Source organism: Streptococcus sp. NSJ-72 (genome assembly GCF_014334035.1).
Lineage (GTDB): Bacteria > Bacillota > Bacilli > Lactobacillales > Streptococcaceae > Streptococcus > Streptococcus constellatus.
On sequence record NZ_CP060489.1, the window covers coordinates 171,636 to 186,507 of the forward strand.

Genomic DNA, 14,872 nt, shown 5'->3' on the forward strand with positions numbered 1-14,872 from the left:
GGAATAAATTTCCGTTTGAAATACACTTGGAGGGATGAAATTGAATATTTTTCTTTCAAATCGAAGCTTTAGGCAACTTTCAATAAATGAATGGATTTCTACATTTGGTGATACAGTTTTTTACTTAGCGTTTATCAATTATGTATCTTCTTATGCTTTTGCACCTCTTGCGATTCTTATGATTACAACATCTGAAACATTGCCGCAAATTATGCAGATATTCACAGGAGTTGTAGCGGATTTTCAAAAGAATCGGATTGGAAAGTACTCTGTTTTGATGTTTGTTAAGTTTGTCCTGTACACAACTGTAGCATTGATACTGGTCGGGACAAAATTTTCACTTGTTTCTGTTTTTCTTATTTGCCTCATCAATTTTGTATCGGATACGATTGGTTATTTTTCAAGTGCTATGATAACGCCTATTTATGTAAAAATTATTAACAATGATATGACATCTGCGTTAGGTTTTAAGCAAGCGACAGCAAATTTAGTTCGTGTCTTTGGTAATCTAAGCGGAGGCGCCTTGATTGGTTTTATCAATATTGGGATGTTTGCTGGTATGAACACCTTAACTTTTTTATTTGCGTTTTTTGGTATCTTATTGATTAGAACAAATCTTGTTCGTTTTGAAAAACAGATTGAAGTTACACAGGCTTTAGATAGCAAAAATTTTTGGAAACACTTGTTAGATTCTTTAAAGATTTTAGGAAGCCTTGGAAATATTATTAAACTGATTGGGATTTTATCCATCAATCAAGCTGTCATAAATGTAACGATTCCTGTGACGACGCTTTTGTTAATAAAGTATCCTTTCGCTGGTTTAGAAACTGGTCAATCCATAGCTATCTTAACAACAGTTGAATTGATTGGTATAGTGTGCGGTAATTTCCTAAGTGGTAATGTGATGAAAAAAATGTCAACAAAAACAAGTGTTTATCTTAGCCAAGTGATGGAATTCGTGATTTTAGTCGGATTTTTGAACAATAATTTTCTAGTTGTCTTACTTGCTGCTTTTGGCAATACATTTTCAATTGGAATACTAAGCCCTCGTCTTCAACAATCTGTTTTTAGATTAGTACCGGAGCAATCAATGGGGGCTGTACAGTCTGGGATTAGTATGCTCAGTATTGTTTTACCAGGAATTTTATCTATAGTACTTGTTGGGATAGCAAGTAGTCTGGGGGGAGTATATGTTGCTGTATCATTAGGAGTTCTATTATTTTTAGGAATGTTTCTAGTTTATTCAATAAAGAATATTGCTGAATAGAAATTAAAGTGAGGCATCATTTAGACAATCTGTGACTTTCATCTATCAAATAAACATTCTGCTTTGGAAATGATTTGCAATCAATTACTAAAGTAGAATTTTTTTGGTAAAAATACCATTCAGGACAAAATAACTACCATTCAGGATTTTGATGAATTTTTTTGATGGAGATTTGATAGAATAAAGGAGATACAAAATTAAATACAACCTTTCAATTGTTAGAAGAACAAAATTTAGCACAAATAACGGGCGGAAATCTAGCAACAATCACTCCTGGAGGTGGTCCGGGTACCCCTTATGGAACTCCCGGCATCTATATGGGATGGGGAAATTCTGGTGGTAATGGTGCTTGGGGTTGGGTTGGTCAGCTAGCACCTGCTTTTTCAAAGAAAAGGCCATAATGTGATGTTATAAAAGATAGAGGGAGGATGCTCTATGTGGAAGAAGACAATAGGATATTATGTATGCATAGGCTGTATTTGGCTATCTCATTATTCTGGTTTAGGGCTGCTGTTTCATTTAGACTTTGTTAGAAGTTTATCAGATGCTTGGTATTATTTTTGGCTAACAATTGCTACAGCTTGCCATGTGGCTTTATTGACTTTTGTCATTTATAAACATAAAGAAAAATTGATTATCGTTAAACCGCAATTCAAATGGTCTTATCTAGGTTATAGTGTCGCAGGTTTCGTTATGAATTTGCTGTGGAATTCATTGGCGACACTGATCTTTCCGTATGGACAAAATCAAAATGCCATCAATGAAGTTTTGCAATCAATAAGAGGTGCTGCTTTATTTTGGGGGATGTGGATTATTCTGGGTATTCTGACTCCCATTTGGGAAGAATTGATTTATCGAGGCGTTGTCATGACAGCCTTAAAGAGATTTCAAAGGTTCCGTTTGGATTTAGTCGTTTCTGCTAGTCTATTTAGTATGGGTCATATTGTGCAGTTTGGCTGGTCAACGACAGATTTTATCTTATATTTTGTTCCCGGACTCATTTTAGGTTGGGTCTTTAGGAAAACAAATAGGATCTACTATAGCATGGCAACTCATGTTGCATGGAATAGTTTTCTTGCTCTCTTATATACTCTTTCACAAAGATAGTTTCTCCCAGCTATCTTTTTTTGATAAATATTTTAAAAATATGTTGACTATGACCTTAGGTCAGGGTGTATAATCATCATTGTAAGGAGGAAATCATGTATCAAATCAAAGAAGCTGCGCAACTTTCTGGTATTTCTGTTAAAACGTTGTATCACTACGATAAAATTGGACTGCTGATTCCGCAGAAGTCAGCCAATGGTTATCGAATTTATAGTGAGTCAGATTTGGAACGCCTGCAAATTATTTTATTTTACAAATATCTTGGATTTTCTTTAAAGGAAATAGCAGAGCTGCTAAGTCAGCAAGAGCAGGAATTATTGCCTCACTTGAACAAACAGTTGCAGTATTTGCAGCAGGAAAGGAAACATTTAGATACCTTGATTTCTACCTTACAAAAGACAATTCAAGCACAAAAAGGAGAAAGAAAAATGACAACACAAGAAAAATTTGTTGGATTTACCTATCAAGATCATCAAAACTATCGCGACCAAGCTGTCGAAAAATATGGGCAAGCTGTTATAGATGAAGCGGCAAGTAGACAAGCAGGTCAAGAGGAGCAAGCAACGGAAGCCTTTAATCAAGTATTCCGAAATTTGGCAGAAAATCTACAAGTAGGTTTGAAAGTAGATGCAGCAGAAAATCAAGTGCAAGCAGGTAATCTTTTACAGGCTATCCGAACTTATGGTTTTGATTGCTCGTTGGAAGTTTTTGCTTCTATCGGAAAAGGCTATGTGGCAAATCTTGAGTTTAAAGAAAATATTGATAAATTTGGTTCAGGTACAGCTCAGTACGCTGCAGAAGTGATTGCGGCTTACGTTCGAACCAATGCGAAATAAATAGGCTAGGAATTTCCTAGCCTATTTTGTTCTACTTCAAGTCTATCCAATCTGGAAACTCACCAAGAACAGCGTTGACAAATTCTACATTTTCGAGTCGATTCATTTTATGATTCCTTTTGTTTGAGCTGAATAGTAAAATATGAGCAATCACTCATAATGCACACTCCCTGCCACCCAGCCGGTACAAAGAGCTACGGTGATGTTAAAACCGCCAGTATGAGCATTGATATCTAACACTTCACCAGCAAAATGTAGACCAGGTACGAGCTTGCTTTCTAAGGTTTTTGGATTGATTTCTTTGAGACTGACTCCGCCTTTTGTGACAAAGGACTTAGCAAGGGACATTTTACCAGTCACGGAGATTTTGAGAGCCTTGATGGACCGGATGAGTTGATTACGTTCTCTATCCGTTAGCTGTTTGACTTTTTCAGGAAAGCCTTGAACAAAAAATTCAGCCAAGCGTTCAGGGAGTGAGGCTTTCAAGGCATTCTTCAAGGATTTTTCCCGATTTTCTTCTAAAAAGTCTGCCAAATCCTGTTTACTCATCTGTGGCAGAAGATCTAGATAGATGGTTTCGCCGCCTTTGACAAAGCTAGACAAGCGCAGAGCTGCCGGACCGGATAGGCCAAAGTGGGTAAAGAGCAAGTCGTGAGTGATGACATGTTTATCGTAGCTGAGAGTGACGTCTTGAAGGGAAATTCCTTGTAAATCCTTGTGTGGGAAGTCAGTCAAAAGCGGGCTTTCAGCAGCTTCTAGCTCGGTAATCGTATGTTTGAAATGGCGAGCAATCTCATAGCCAAAGCCGGTAGAGCCAGTTGAAGGATAGGACTTGCCACCTGTTGTGACAATTAAGCGATCGCAGCTCCAAATGTACTCACTTGACCTGATAATAAAGCAATTTTCATTTTTCTTTACGGAAACCACTTCTGTCTGTGTTTTAATTGTAGCACCTAGCTCTTTCATTTTTTGTTCCAAGGTTTCAATAATCGTCCGAGACTTGTCTGTAGCTGGAAAAACACGACCGTGGTCTTCGACCTTGAGTTTGACACCATTCTCTGTAAAAAAGTTGATGATATCATAATTGTCAAATTGAGAGAAAACGCTGTAGAGGAAGCGACCATTGCCAGGAATGCCAGCCATGAGGTCATCCAAGTTACCGTTATTAGTCACATTGCAGCGACCGCCACCTGTTCCAGCTAGTTTTTTACCTAATTTTTTATTTTTTTCAAGGAGCAGGGTTTTCTGTCCATAAAAAGAACTGGAAATGGCAGCCATCATGCCGGCAGGACCACCTCCGATAACGATTGTATCAAAGTGTTTCATAGTATCTCTTTCTTTAGATAAATCTGTAAGGAATCTTTAAATTTCATTGTATCATAAATGCAGTGAAATTCCCTAAAATCCAGAGCAAATTTGACAGTTAAGCCTTGATATGATAAGATTTAGGTATCTATATCTAGAAAAAGTTTCAGAGGAAATTATGGCAATTGAAAAAACAGTCAGCGAGTTAGCCGAAATTTTAGGAATTAGCCGTCAGGCAATGAACAATCGAGTTAAAACTCTTGCACCCGAAGATACTGACAAAAATGAAAAAGGGGTCACTGTTGTAACGCGTAGCGGTTTGATAAAACTGGAGGAAATCTACAAAAAGACGATTTTTGAAGATGAACCAGTCAGCGAGGACGTGAAACAGCGTGAACTCATGGAAATTTTAGTAGATGAGAAAAATGCTGAAATCGTGCGCTTGTATGATCAGCTAAAAGCAAAAGATGTTCAATTGGCTAAAAAAGATGAGCAGTTGCGTGTGAAAGATGTTCAAATCGCTGAAAAAGATAAGCAATTAGATCAACAGCAACAACTGACTGCAAAGGCCATGAATGAACGTGAAACGTTGCTATTAGAATTAGACGAAGCTAAGGAAAAAGTACAAGCACAAGAACAAAAGGGCTTCTTTGCAAGATTATTTGGAAGATAATGAGAATCTCGGTTGAAGAAACTGGGATTTTTTTATAGAATGAAAAGTATGGTAAAGGAAGAACTAGCAAACAATATCAATATCCTTGGCTCTTTTTGTGGAAAACGCGATTTGCCAGAATTAACACAGTTAGCGTTGAAAAAGAAATATCACTTGAAACAAGTTGATGTCATGGTTCTGTTTGGCGGAAGTATTTTGGCTGGTGGAGACGTTTTGGCGCAGGCTATGTTAGAGGGAGTAGCAAAGACTTATATTATTGTCGGTGGGGTAGGACATACGACGGAGATTCTTCGGCAAGTGGTCGCAAAGGAATATCCGAAAATAGGAACCCAAACTTTTTCGGAGGCAGAAATTTTTAATGCTTATTTGAAAGAAAGGTATAATTTAACGGCTGATTACTTGGAATTTCACTCGACTAATTGTGGGAACAACATCACTTATTTGTTGGATTTGCTGAAAAGAAAAAAGATTGATTTTCATTCTATCATTCTTAGTCAAGATGCGACAATGCAGGCGCGTATGGAAGCGGGAATCAGGAACTATCTTTCTCCAGATACATGTATCATCAATTTTGCTACTTATCAGGCTGATGTAACCGTAAAGAATCAGAAGCTTGAATTTAAACAGTCTATTTACGGTATGTGGGAAATAGAGCATTATATCAGTCTGTTGATGGGAGAAATTCATCGTTTGTCAGATGATGAATCGGGCTATGGACCAAGGGGAAGAGGCTATATTTCGCACGTAGAAATTCCTATAGAGGTTAGAACTGCTTTTGAAACATTAAAGAAAAGTTATGGAGATTTGATTCGCATAGCAAATCCTCTCTATGCTTCTACTGATGAGATAGTTAAAGGAGAACGATGAAACAACGTTTAGACTTTCATAAGCTGTATTACAACCTTGATAAAATTTTATTTTTATTTTTTATCATTTTTATGGTAATGGAGTATCTCTGGTTACCTTTTAATTCCTGGGCTGCAGATTCTTTGCTGAGGCTGACAGGTTATCAATTTTTATCGTACAATAATGTCTTAGCGGTACTATCCAGCAATCTGTTGCTAACTCTAGCATTTATTGTATTATTTCTAGTGAACCTGCTAGTCGCTTATTTTCAGGTTGGTTTGCTCTTTTTAGGTGCTCATAATTTGCTGACTCAGCAGGGAAGTACACTTTTTGCATTCACTAAAAAAACAGTCTCTGATGGTTTTTCACTTTTAAAACAAGTTCGTCCCAGCAAAGTTGCATTTGTTTTATTGTACATTGGTTTGCTTTTTCCGTTCATTCGGAAAATCTTGAAAATTTATTATTTAAATAAAATTTTAATTCCGAATTTTATCGTGTCTTATTTACGAGATACTTACTTTTTAGCTGGAATTGGACTTGCTTTACTAGTATTGCTGATGCTGTTGATTGCTGTCCGTTTGATGTTTGCGTTGCCAAAAATTCTGATTGAAAATGTCTCTGTCAGAGAAGCGGTTCGATTTAGTTTGGAAAAAACACATAAGCGTTTGCTGTTCTATTCTTGGCACTTATTTTGGATTGTTACCAAGAGTTTTCTACTCTTTTTCGCCATAACGATTCCATTATTGTGCCTTCAAACTTATACGGACGGTCAGTCCAATCAAACTGCGCTTATAACCGGAGTTGTCAATTATGTGCTGATGAAAACGACTCACTATTTGATGTTGACCTATTTTTTAGTTAAATTTGTAGCTTTTTTGACAGAGAAAAGACTTTGTCACAGTGCACGCAGGAAGTTAGATCGACTCTATCGTTGGGTTGTTATGTCGATTGCTTTTTTAGCATTTGCAGCTGAGGGTTATAGCTATCTTCAGATTCCGTTGAGCAACAATCCTGCTGTGATTTCGCATCGTGGTGTTTCACAGGCAAACGGTGTCCAAAATACGATCCAATCGTTAGAGAAGACAGCCTTATTAAAGCCAGACTATATTGAAATGGACGTTCAAGAAACAAAGGATGGACAATTTGTCATGATGCATGATGCGAATTTATCTGCCTTGACTGGAGTTAACGCGAAGCCACAAGATTTGACGTTGACAGAATTAACAGCTTTGGATGTTACTGAAAATGGCTATCGTACAAAGATTTCGAGTTTTGATGCTTATTTAAAACGTGCTAATGAATTGGGTCAACGCTTGCTGATTGAAATAAAAACCAGTAAGAAAGATTCACCTGATATGATGGATCGCTTTCTGAATAAATATGGGAACACCATTAAACAATATGGCCACCAAATGCATTCACTGGATTATAAAGTCATCAATAAAGTAGTTAAATATGATGCCAGCATTCCAACTTTTTTCATTCTTCCTTACAATACCATTTTCCCACGCACTAAGGCAAGTGGCTATACAATGGAGTACTCCACACTTGATGATAATTTTATTTTCAAGCTGTGGCAAACGGACAAGAAACTGTATGATTGGACGGTCAATGATGAAAATGCTATTTCAAAATCGTTGCGTTTAGGTGTAGATGGCATTATCACTGATGATGTGCAGTTAGTACAAACAGCTATTAAAGAATTGCAAAATAATCCTAAATACACCGACTTGCTAATCAATCAAGCTTTTGACTTTTTTAATTTTACATAAGACAAGCCCCTCTTAGTAATGAACTAGGAGGGGTTGGTTTTTTAGTGTATTTTAAAATGGTAACTTCCCTGCGAATGCACCTAATTTTTTCTTTGTTGCATTATCAATCTCATCAAGAGCTGCATTGATGGCTTGGGTTGTCATGTCAGATAAAGTTTCTAAATCTTCTGGATCTACAACGGCTTCTTGAAAGTCAATTTTGACGATTTTTTTATCACCTGTAAGGGTTGCGACTACGAGACCTTGGGCAGATTTGCCAATAAATTCTGTCGCAGCCAGTTCTGCCTGTCCTTTTTCCATTTGTTTTTGTAGCTTTTGTGCTTGTTTCATCATTGATTGCATGTTCATCATTATTTGGGTTCTCCTTAATATTCAATAGTTATGATTTTATTTTAACACATCTGGTATATCTAGGCTAGATTTTTCTAAATCAATTGTTAAGTGATAGTCGGTATTATCACGGACAGTGTGTTCAAAGTCAGTAGTATAAAGGACAAGACGGAGTGTATCACCTGCTGCCATTTTATAGATAGTGGGTTGAAGTTCAAAAGAAAATTCCATCCATTGATCTGGTGTGGCTTCTTCGACTGTTAGCAAATCAGTGCGATTTTGAAGATTTAGGAAACCTTTGGTGATGACGCGATGTGGTGTTTCTTTGAAGGGTAATTCCATCAAATGTTCTAACATATAAAAGCGACCGTTATCCATAGCTTTTGGTGCAAGTACACTAGGTAGTGGAAGGAGCCGTTTAGCTTGACCAACATCCAGTAATTGTGCAGAAATCAAGCCTTTATCAGTACTGGATTTAAGGCGAAGGTTAAGTTTAACAGGGCCATTTAAGAATAAATCTTTTTCCAGTGTCACATTCACTGTCACTTGATTGAGTTTTCCGTCAAAAAGTTCATTTTTGAAAGTCTGATAAGTTTTGCTAAAACGGTCGTAGTCTTCTTGAGCATATTGGTTTGGGATAATTTGTGTGCCTTTACCTAGGTTGAAATGAGTGCCGTACTTCTGATCGCCAAATGTTTCTAAAGACAGCCAACTTTGAGCCTGACGATTGTCTTGCCAAATCACAGTTGGTAATTCAAAGCGTGAATCGTAATTCAGTAGTTTCTTACTAAGAAGTGCATTCATAGCTTCACGAAAATCAATGGATTGCCAATTGTTCATGTAAACGTGAGCGCCGTTATGGAAAAATAGATGTTTTTTGAGATGTTTTGGTAGTGCGTGGAACATATTGTAAACATTCAGCGGTTTGACATTCCAGTCTTGCGATCCGTGCGTAAAGACAACCTCAGCTTTGACTTTGTGGGCATGGATAAGGTAATTGCGATCATGCCAAAATTGATTATAGTCGCCCGTTTTACGATCTAGATTTTCTTTTAATTCCGCCAGATGAGCTTGATATGCAGTATTGTGACGAAGATTTTCACCAGCTAAGAGGTTGCGTGAGTAAGTTAATTCAGTCAAAGAGTCAAAATCTTCACCAGGATAGCCCCCAGGACTTGTCACCAAACCATTTTCACGATAATAATTGTACCAAGAAGAAATGCCAGCTTCAGCAATAATGACCTCAAGACCATCTACGCCAGTTGTAGCCAGCCCATTTGACAGAGTTCCGAGGTAAGAGATTCCTGTTGTAGCAACCTTCCCATTGGACCAAGTGGCTTTGATTTCTCGTTGTCTGGTATGGTCAGTAAAAGCACGACAGCGACCATTTAACCAATCAATAACATTTTTATAAGCCTCGATTTGATAATAATCTCCGCTCGTCATAAGACCGTCAGAGTCCTTTGTTCCCACACCTGATACATATAAATTAGCAAAACCACGAGGAAGAAGGTAGTCATTGAGTGTATAAGTTCCGATATGACCGAGTATTTCTTCTGCTTGCTCAACTAATGTAGCTTGTCCTTGAGGCTCAATCAAGTGCACTTCTGGTTCATGAACAGTAATTTTTCCAGCCTCTTTTTTTGCCAAATCCATATTCATATTATAAAGAGCTTTGTCGCTAGCTTTATCATTCGTTCCTTGGTGGTAAGGGCTAGCAGTCATGACAGCAGGAATTTGTCCGTCAAAACGAGGACGAATGATACTGACCTTAATCAAATCAGGTAGACTATCCTTATCAGTATCCACGCGCGATTCTACATAGGCAACTTCACGGATAGCATTGTGACTAGTAAAAGTAGCTAAACTCTTTCCGTTGAAATAGTGATAGGTGTTGTCTTCGGGGATCAAGCCGTCGCTGATGAGTTTGTCAATCAAAAGATTACCATTTTTGGTGCGCGTATTGAGCAACTGATAGAGATTTTCAAGTAGGTTTCCATAGATAATGGGGAAATTTACGTTTTTTCGGAACTTTTCTACATCGTCAAAGTCAACAAATGGCACAAATTCTAGCAATTGAAAAGCAATCGTATAAAAAATTTTTGCTGTCAATTCCTGATTGGACGTAAAAAAGCTGAGTAAATCTGTTTTTGAATTGGCAACCAAAGATTTTAAGGCATAGTCTGTATTTTTATAATTAAAAAAAGTTTTACGTACAAAAGTCTCTAAATTTTCTTTATCAGAATACTCTTGGCGGAAAGAAAATCCAATGCTTTCCATTTCAGCTAGGATTTTTTCGCTTGTTTCTGGTGTATAACTATACTGGTTGTAACGCATATTTTTACTCCTTTTTTTACATTTTGTCAAAAAATAACCTTTACATTATCCATTGTAACTGATAAAATAGGATTTGTCTAAAATTTTTTAATGAAAGAGGAGAACAAAAATGGACGTCACATGGATTGTGAAATATATTACAGAATTTCTTGGAACGGCAATTCTCATTATCTTGGGGAACGGAGCTGTTGCCAATGTTGAGTTAAAGGGTACGAAAGGTCATCAAAGTGGCTGGTTAGTCATTGCAGTTGGTTACGGTATGGGGGTTATGATTCCTGCTCTTATGTTTGGAAATGTATCAGGAAACCATATCAATCCTGCTTTCACACTAGGACTTGCGATTAGCGGTTACTTCCCTTGGGTGCAAGTCGCACCTTACATTATTGCACAGTTATTAGGAGCAATGTTTGGTCAAGCACTAGTAGTAGCAAGTCACCGTCCTTATTACTTACAAACAACCAATCCAAATGCTATTTTGGGTTCGTTCTCAACCATTGTGAATACAGATGATGGAAGCAAGCAATCACATGCTGCTTCTATGATAAACGGTTTTATCAATGAATTTATTGGATCATTTGTGCTGTTCTTTGCGGCAATGGCGATGACCAAAAATTATTTTGGTGCAGAAGTTATCAAATACGCTGCAACTCGAGGAGTTGATGCAACACAACTTCAAGGAAAAGTTGCCATTGGATCCCACATCAATGCTGGTCTCGCTGTGGCTCATTTAGCGCTTGGTTTTCTTGTGATGGCATTGGTAACATCACTCGGTGGTCCTACAGGTCCAGGTCTGAACCCTGCACGTGACTTAGGTCCACGTATTCTTCACTTCCTTCTTCCGAAATCAGTTCTTGGTGAACATAAAGGAGATTCAAAGTGGTGGTATGCTTGGGTACCAGTCGTATCTCCGATTCTTGCCGGTATTGTTGCTGTGGCACTTTACAAGTTGATTTATGGATAATCTGTAAAAATGAAGAACGGTTCTGGCGAGCCGTTTTTTGATGGGCAAGCGATAGATTGAGCTAAAAATGGGAAAATGACTAGACGCTTACTGAGTGAAAATGTTATACTGACAGGTTAGAGATAACAAATGCAATGAGTTTGAGACCAAAATGTTTCAGCCTCTTACAATATATATTATTTTTACAACGAAACGCAGTGGTTGACTGGTAGTTCTAAATTCTTGCTGTGTGAAAAATGACAACAAAGTTAGTCATTATGCGGGAGTGAGAAGGCAAAATCGTTTTTTGCGAAATACCGATTTTGTCCTGCTCCCATCTTTTATTTGGGAGAGATGAGATGGAATTAGATAGATTAAGTGGCAGACGGACACTGTTATTCGGCATTTTGGCGATTCTTTTTGGAGTCATTATTATCGCAAATGGTGTTGATGTTACAAAATTCGCTCTAGATTTATTAGTTATCTACTTTATATTTGTCGGAGTTAGCAACCTCTTCTTTCGTTTTTTAGTCAAGAAGAATCGTATTAGTCTTAGCTCTGCTTTTTTTCATGTTCTTGTAGGACTGGTTGTTGGTTTTCTTAATCGTGCCAGTAATTTGCCGGTCAATATTGTCATTATCATATTAGGATGCTATCAACTGTGTACGGCAGCTGTCTATGGCATTACTTATCTTCTTTATCGTCAAAATAAATTAAAAGGTGGTTTTCGCTATTTTTTTGATACCGTACTTTATGGAGGAATTGGTTTAACAACCATTTTTTCACCCAGTACAGATGGGCGTTTACAATTTTTGATCGTTGGTATTTACCTGATACTGTTAGGCTTTTCCAATGTTCGTGATGGTGCTTTTTTCAATACAGATTTGGAACAAAAACAGCTTTGGCATCGTATTCGGATTAATCTGCCTGTCATTATTGCCGCCTTTTTCCCAGCAGAGCAATTGAATCGTTTCAATCATTTGTTGCAGGGTGAAAAACGAGGTCACCAAAAAGTTTACAGCCGTATTCAAAATGATCAAAAGTCGGTTGACTTAGAAGTGCTCGTTCATACATCGGATCAAAATCTTTTTGGGATGATTGGGCATGTTGATATTTGCTATCAAGGAAAAGTTATTTCTTATGGCAGTTATGATGTCTTTTCAGAGCGTTTATTTGGCACGATTGGAGATGGTGTTTTGTTTAAAGTGGATAAAGATGCTTATATTGAACTGTGTAAGCAAGAAAGCAAGAAAACCTTGTTTGGCTATGGTTTATATTTGACGGATGAGCAGAAGATCGCTGTGGAGAAACGCTTGGCTGAAATTGATGAACTACTAGCAGTGTGGAATCCATCGGCTGAGTTAAAAAATAATGACCATACATATGCTTATAAATTGAAGCATGGATTAGGAGCTCAATTATATAAGTTTAAAACGAGTCAGTTTAAAACCTATTTTATCCTGTCTACTAATTGCTGCTTGCTTGCAGATAGTATCATTGGACAGGCTGGAACAGCTATTTTAGATATGCGTGGGATTATTACTCCGGGAACTTATCAATCTTATCTGCAATATGAATTTGAGTCAGCAAATGATTTGGTAGTGGCGCAAAATATTTATCAGTAATAGTACAATTTTTTCTATTTGAACATAAATATTTGTAAAATATACAAAAATTATTTAAAATAGAAAGGCTTGGAGGAAGTTATGCGTTCAACAAATAAAATTGTAAATATGATACCGGTATTGAAAATCAACAATCGGAAAAACAATCTAGCTTTTTATTGTCAAACTTTAGGGATGAAAGATCTGTTAGAAGAAGGAGCTTTTGTCAGTCTTGGAGATCAAACAAAGGTTGAAAAATTACAGCTAGAAGAGTCACCCAGTATGCGGACTCGCAAAGTTGTAGGAACAAAGAAATTAGCTAAAATTATTATCAAAGTAGCCAATCCACGAGAAATTGAAGCACTTTTAGCGCGTGGCAATAAGATTGATACGCTGTATCAAGGGAAAAATGGTTATGCCTTTGAAGCAAGCTCTCCAGAAGGAGATAAGTTTTTATTGCATAGTGAGGAAGACTGGACGACTTTGGATAGAATGCTGATAGCCCCAGCATTTGAGCCACTAGAGGATTTTATTGGACTTAGTCAATTTACCATAGAGAAAATTCAGATTAACGTTCTAGATGAGGAAAAGGCAGTCACTTTTTATCGGGAATGGCTAGAAAATCAGTCTATTCTAGCATTCTCACAAGCAGATGGGCCGGATTTGGTGATAGAGAGCAGTCAAACTTGGGACTTGGCAATGTTTAAATTTACCGTTGAACAGTTCGACGTAGCAGCTTTGCAAACCTTATTTCAAGGAAGAGAAAATTTTATACCTAAATCGGGTAAATTTTTCTTAACAAAAGATGACAGCCAGATTGAAGTTTGGATTGAAGCAGTATGAGTTTGAATAAGATTCTCTCAAAAGTCGAACGGCAGATATTGCAGCAAATCTATCCTGGAGCTAGCTTAGCTTTATATGCTCATGGAAAGTGGCAAGAATACTATTTTGGTGAGAGCAATCCTGAACAGGGTGAGAAAAGTCGGGCGGGATTATTGTATGACTTGGCAAGCGTCAGTAAGGTTGTGGGTGTCGGAACGATACTTGCTTTCTTGGTGGATCAGCAAGCTGTTGATCTTAATCAGCCTTTGACGAATTACTACCCAGCTTTTCAGGATGATTCTGTCACGGTGAGGCAGCTAGCCACTCACACATCAGGGGTCGATCCTTTTATTCCCAATCGTAATAAACTCAATGCCACAGAATTAACGGATGCCTTGAATCATTTGACAGTACTAGACGACAAGAGTTTTCGTTATACAGATGTGAATTTCTTGTTGTTAGGGTTTATGTTGGAAGAAATCTTTGGTCAATCTTTGACTGACATATTTAAGCAGAAGATTTTTCAACCATGGAATATGAAAAAAACAGTCTTTGGACCTGTCGCACAGGCAGTTCCGACTGTTCGTGGTGTAAAAGCAGGAATTGTACATGACCCAAAAGCGCGTGTATTGGGCAGACATGCAGGGAGTGCGGGTCTGTTTTCTACTGTTCAAGATTTAGAAATATTTTTGGAACATTATTTGCAGGATGATTTCGCAGCAATCTTGACGCAAAATTTTTCAAGAGAAGTTGGGAAAAAGCGCAGTCTTGCTTGGGATTTAGATGGAGAATGGTTGCAACACACAGGTTATACAGGAACGTTTATTATGCTTAATCGTGCGCAGCAGAAAGCAGTTATTTTTCTTTCCAATCGGACGTATGAGAAGGATGAACGTGAGCAGTGGATTTTAGAACGCAATAAGCTCATGGATTTTATAAAACAAGAACTGTAAAAATGAAGACAGTAAGAGTAAGAGCTGGGTTTCCTGCTCTTTTTCGCTGTTTTAAGGGTTGAAATAAATTAGTTTATAAT

At 37.5% G+C, this 14,872-nt stretch carries 14 protein-coding genes; 11 read left to right on the plus strand and 3 right to left on the minus strand.

From position 1 onward, the window contains the following. Positions 1-40 precede the first annotated feature (40 nt). The 4 genes from H8787_RS00945 (at position 41) to H8787_RS00960 (ending at position 3,210) form a co-directional block, all read left to right on the plus strand. A complete protein-coding gene (locus H8787_RS00945) occupies positions 41-1,267 on the plus strand; it encodes an MFS transporter (RefSeq protein ID WP_187328357.1) in 1,227 nt (408 codons plus the stop codon). A 215-nt stretch (positions 1,268-1,482) separates the two neighbouring features. Continuing rightward, on the plus strand, positions 1,483-1,668 hold the full coding sequence (locus H8787_RS00950; RefSeq protein ID WP_039677462.1) for a hypothetical protein: 186 nt from the start codon (positions 1,483-1,485) through the stop codon (positions 1,666-1,668). Positions 1,669-1,702: 34 nt separating this feature from the next. Further along, entirely contained in the window at positions 1,703-2,374 is a 672-nt protein-coding gene (locus H8787_RS00955) for a CPBP family intramembrane glutamic endopeptidase (RefSeq protein ID WP_187328033.1), read from the plus strand. A 95-nt stretch (positions 2,375-2,469) separates the two neighbouring features. Beyond that, the gene (locus H8787_RS00960) at positions 2,470-3,210 is read left to right on the plus strand and encodes a MerR family transcriptional regulator (RefSeq protein WP_187328034.1); all 741 of its coding nucleotides are present in this window, start codon (positions 2,470-2,472) and stop codon (positions 3,208-3,210) included. A gap of 150 nt (positions 3,211-3,360) precedes the next feature. Here H8787_RS00960 and H8787_RS00965 read toward each other — a convergent pair whose 3' ends face one another. Next, the gene (locus H8787_RS00965) at positions 3,361-4,536 is read right to left on the minus strand and encodes an NAD(P)/FAD-dependent oxidoreductase (protein WP_187328035.1); all 1,176 of its coding nucleotides are present in this window, start codon (positions 4,534-4,536) and stop codon (positions 3,361-3,363) included. 157 nt (positions 4,537-4,693) lie between these two features. On the opposite strand from H8787_RS00965, the gene H8787_RS00970 reads away from it, so the two are divergent. The 3 genes from H8787_RS00970 to H8787_RS00980 are packed head-to-tail and all read left to right on the plus strand — an operon-like array spanning position 4,694 to position 7,806. Further along, entirely contained in the window at positions 4,694-5,188 is a 495-nt protein-coding gene (locus H8787_RS00970; RefSeq protein ID WP_003029403.1) for a DUF536 domain-containing protein, read from the plus strand. Between the two features lie 48 nt (positions 5,189-5,236). Further along, a complete protein-coding gene (locus H8787_RS00975) occupies positions 5,237-6,055 on the plus strand; it encodes a hypothetical protein (protein WP_049482115.1) in 819 nt (272 codons plus the stop codon). Continuing rightward, positions 6,052-7,806 carry a glycerophosphoryl diester phosphodiesterase membrane domain-containing protein gene (locus H8787_RS00980; protein ID WP_187328036.1) on the plus strand — a complete coding sequence of 585 codons (1,755 nt, stop codon included), beginning with the start codon at positions 6,052-6,054 and terminating at the stop codon, positions 7,804-7,806. The genes H8787_RS00975 and H8787_RS00980 overlap by 4 nt, the downstream gene beginning before the upstream one ends. 51 nt (positions 7,807-7,857) lie before the next feature. On the opposite strand, the gene H8787_RS00985 is transcribed toward H8787_RS00980, so the two are convergent. After that, the gene (locus H8787_RS00985) at positions 7,858-8,157 is read right to left on the minus strand and encodes a YbaB/EbfC family nucleoid-associated protein (protein WP_003070954.1); all 300 of its coding nucleotides are present in this window, start codon (positions 8,155-8,157) and stop codon (positions 7,858-7,860) included. Between the two features lie 36 nt (positions 8,158-8,193). Then, positions 8,194-10,473 carry a Xaa-Pro dipeptidyl-peptidase gene (locus tag H8787_RS00990; RefSeq protein WP_187328037.1) on the minus strand — a complete coding sequence of 760 codons (2,280 nt, stop codon included), beginning with the start codon at positions 10,471-10,473 and terminating at the stop codon, positions 8,194-8,196. A gap of 109 nt (positions 10,474-10,582) precedes the next feature. Between H8787_RS00990 and gla the strand changes: the two genes are divergently transcribed. The 4 genes from gla to H8787_RS01010 all read left to right on the plus strand — a co-directional run bounded on the left by gla (position 10,583) and on the right by H8787_RS01010 (position 14,792). Then, entirely contained in the window at positions 10,583-11,434 is an 852-nt protein-coding gene (gla, locus tag H8787_RS00995) for an aquaglyceroporin Gla (RefSeq protein ID WP_006269234.1), read from the plus strand. A gap of 338 nt (positions 11,435-11,772) precedes the next feature. After that, the gene (locus H8787_RS01000) at positions 11,773-13,038 is read left to right on the plus strand and encodes a DUF308 domain-containing protein (RefSeq protein WP_187328038.1); all 1,266 of its coding nucleotides are present in this window, start codon (positions 11,773-11,775) and stop codon (positions 13,036-13,038) included. Positions 13,039-13,119: 81 nt separating this feature from the next. After that, a complete protein-coding gene (locus H8787_RS01005; RefSeq protein WP_049476312.1) occupies positions 13,120-13,860 on the plus strand; it encodes a CppA N-terminal domain-containing protein in 741 nt (246 codons plus the stop codon). Next, positions 13,857-14,792 (plus strand): serine hydrolase domain-containing protein, encoded by a 936-nt coding sequence (locus H8787_RS01010; protein WP_187328039.1) that lies wholly within the window; start codon positions 13,857-13,859, stop codon positions 14,790-14,792. The genes H8787_RS01005 and H8787_RS01010 overlap by 4 nt, the downstream gene beginning before the upstream one ends. Positions 14,793-14,872: the final 80 nt, after the last annotated feature.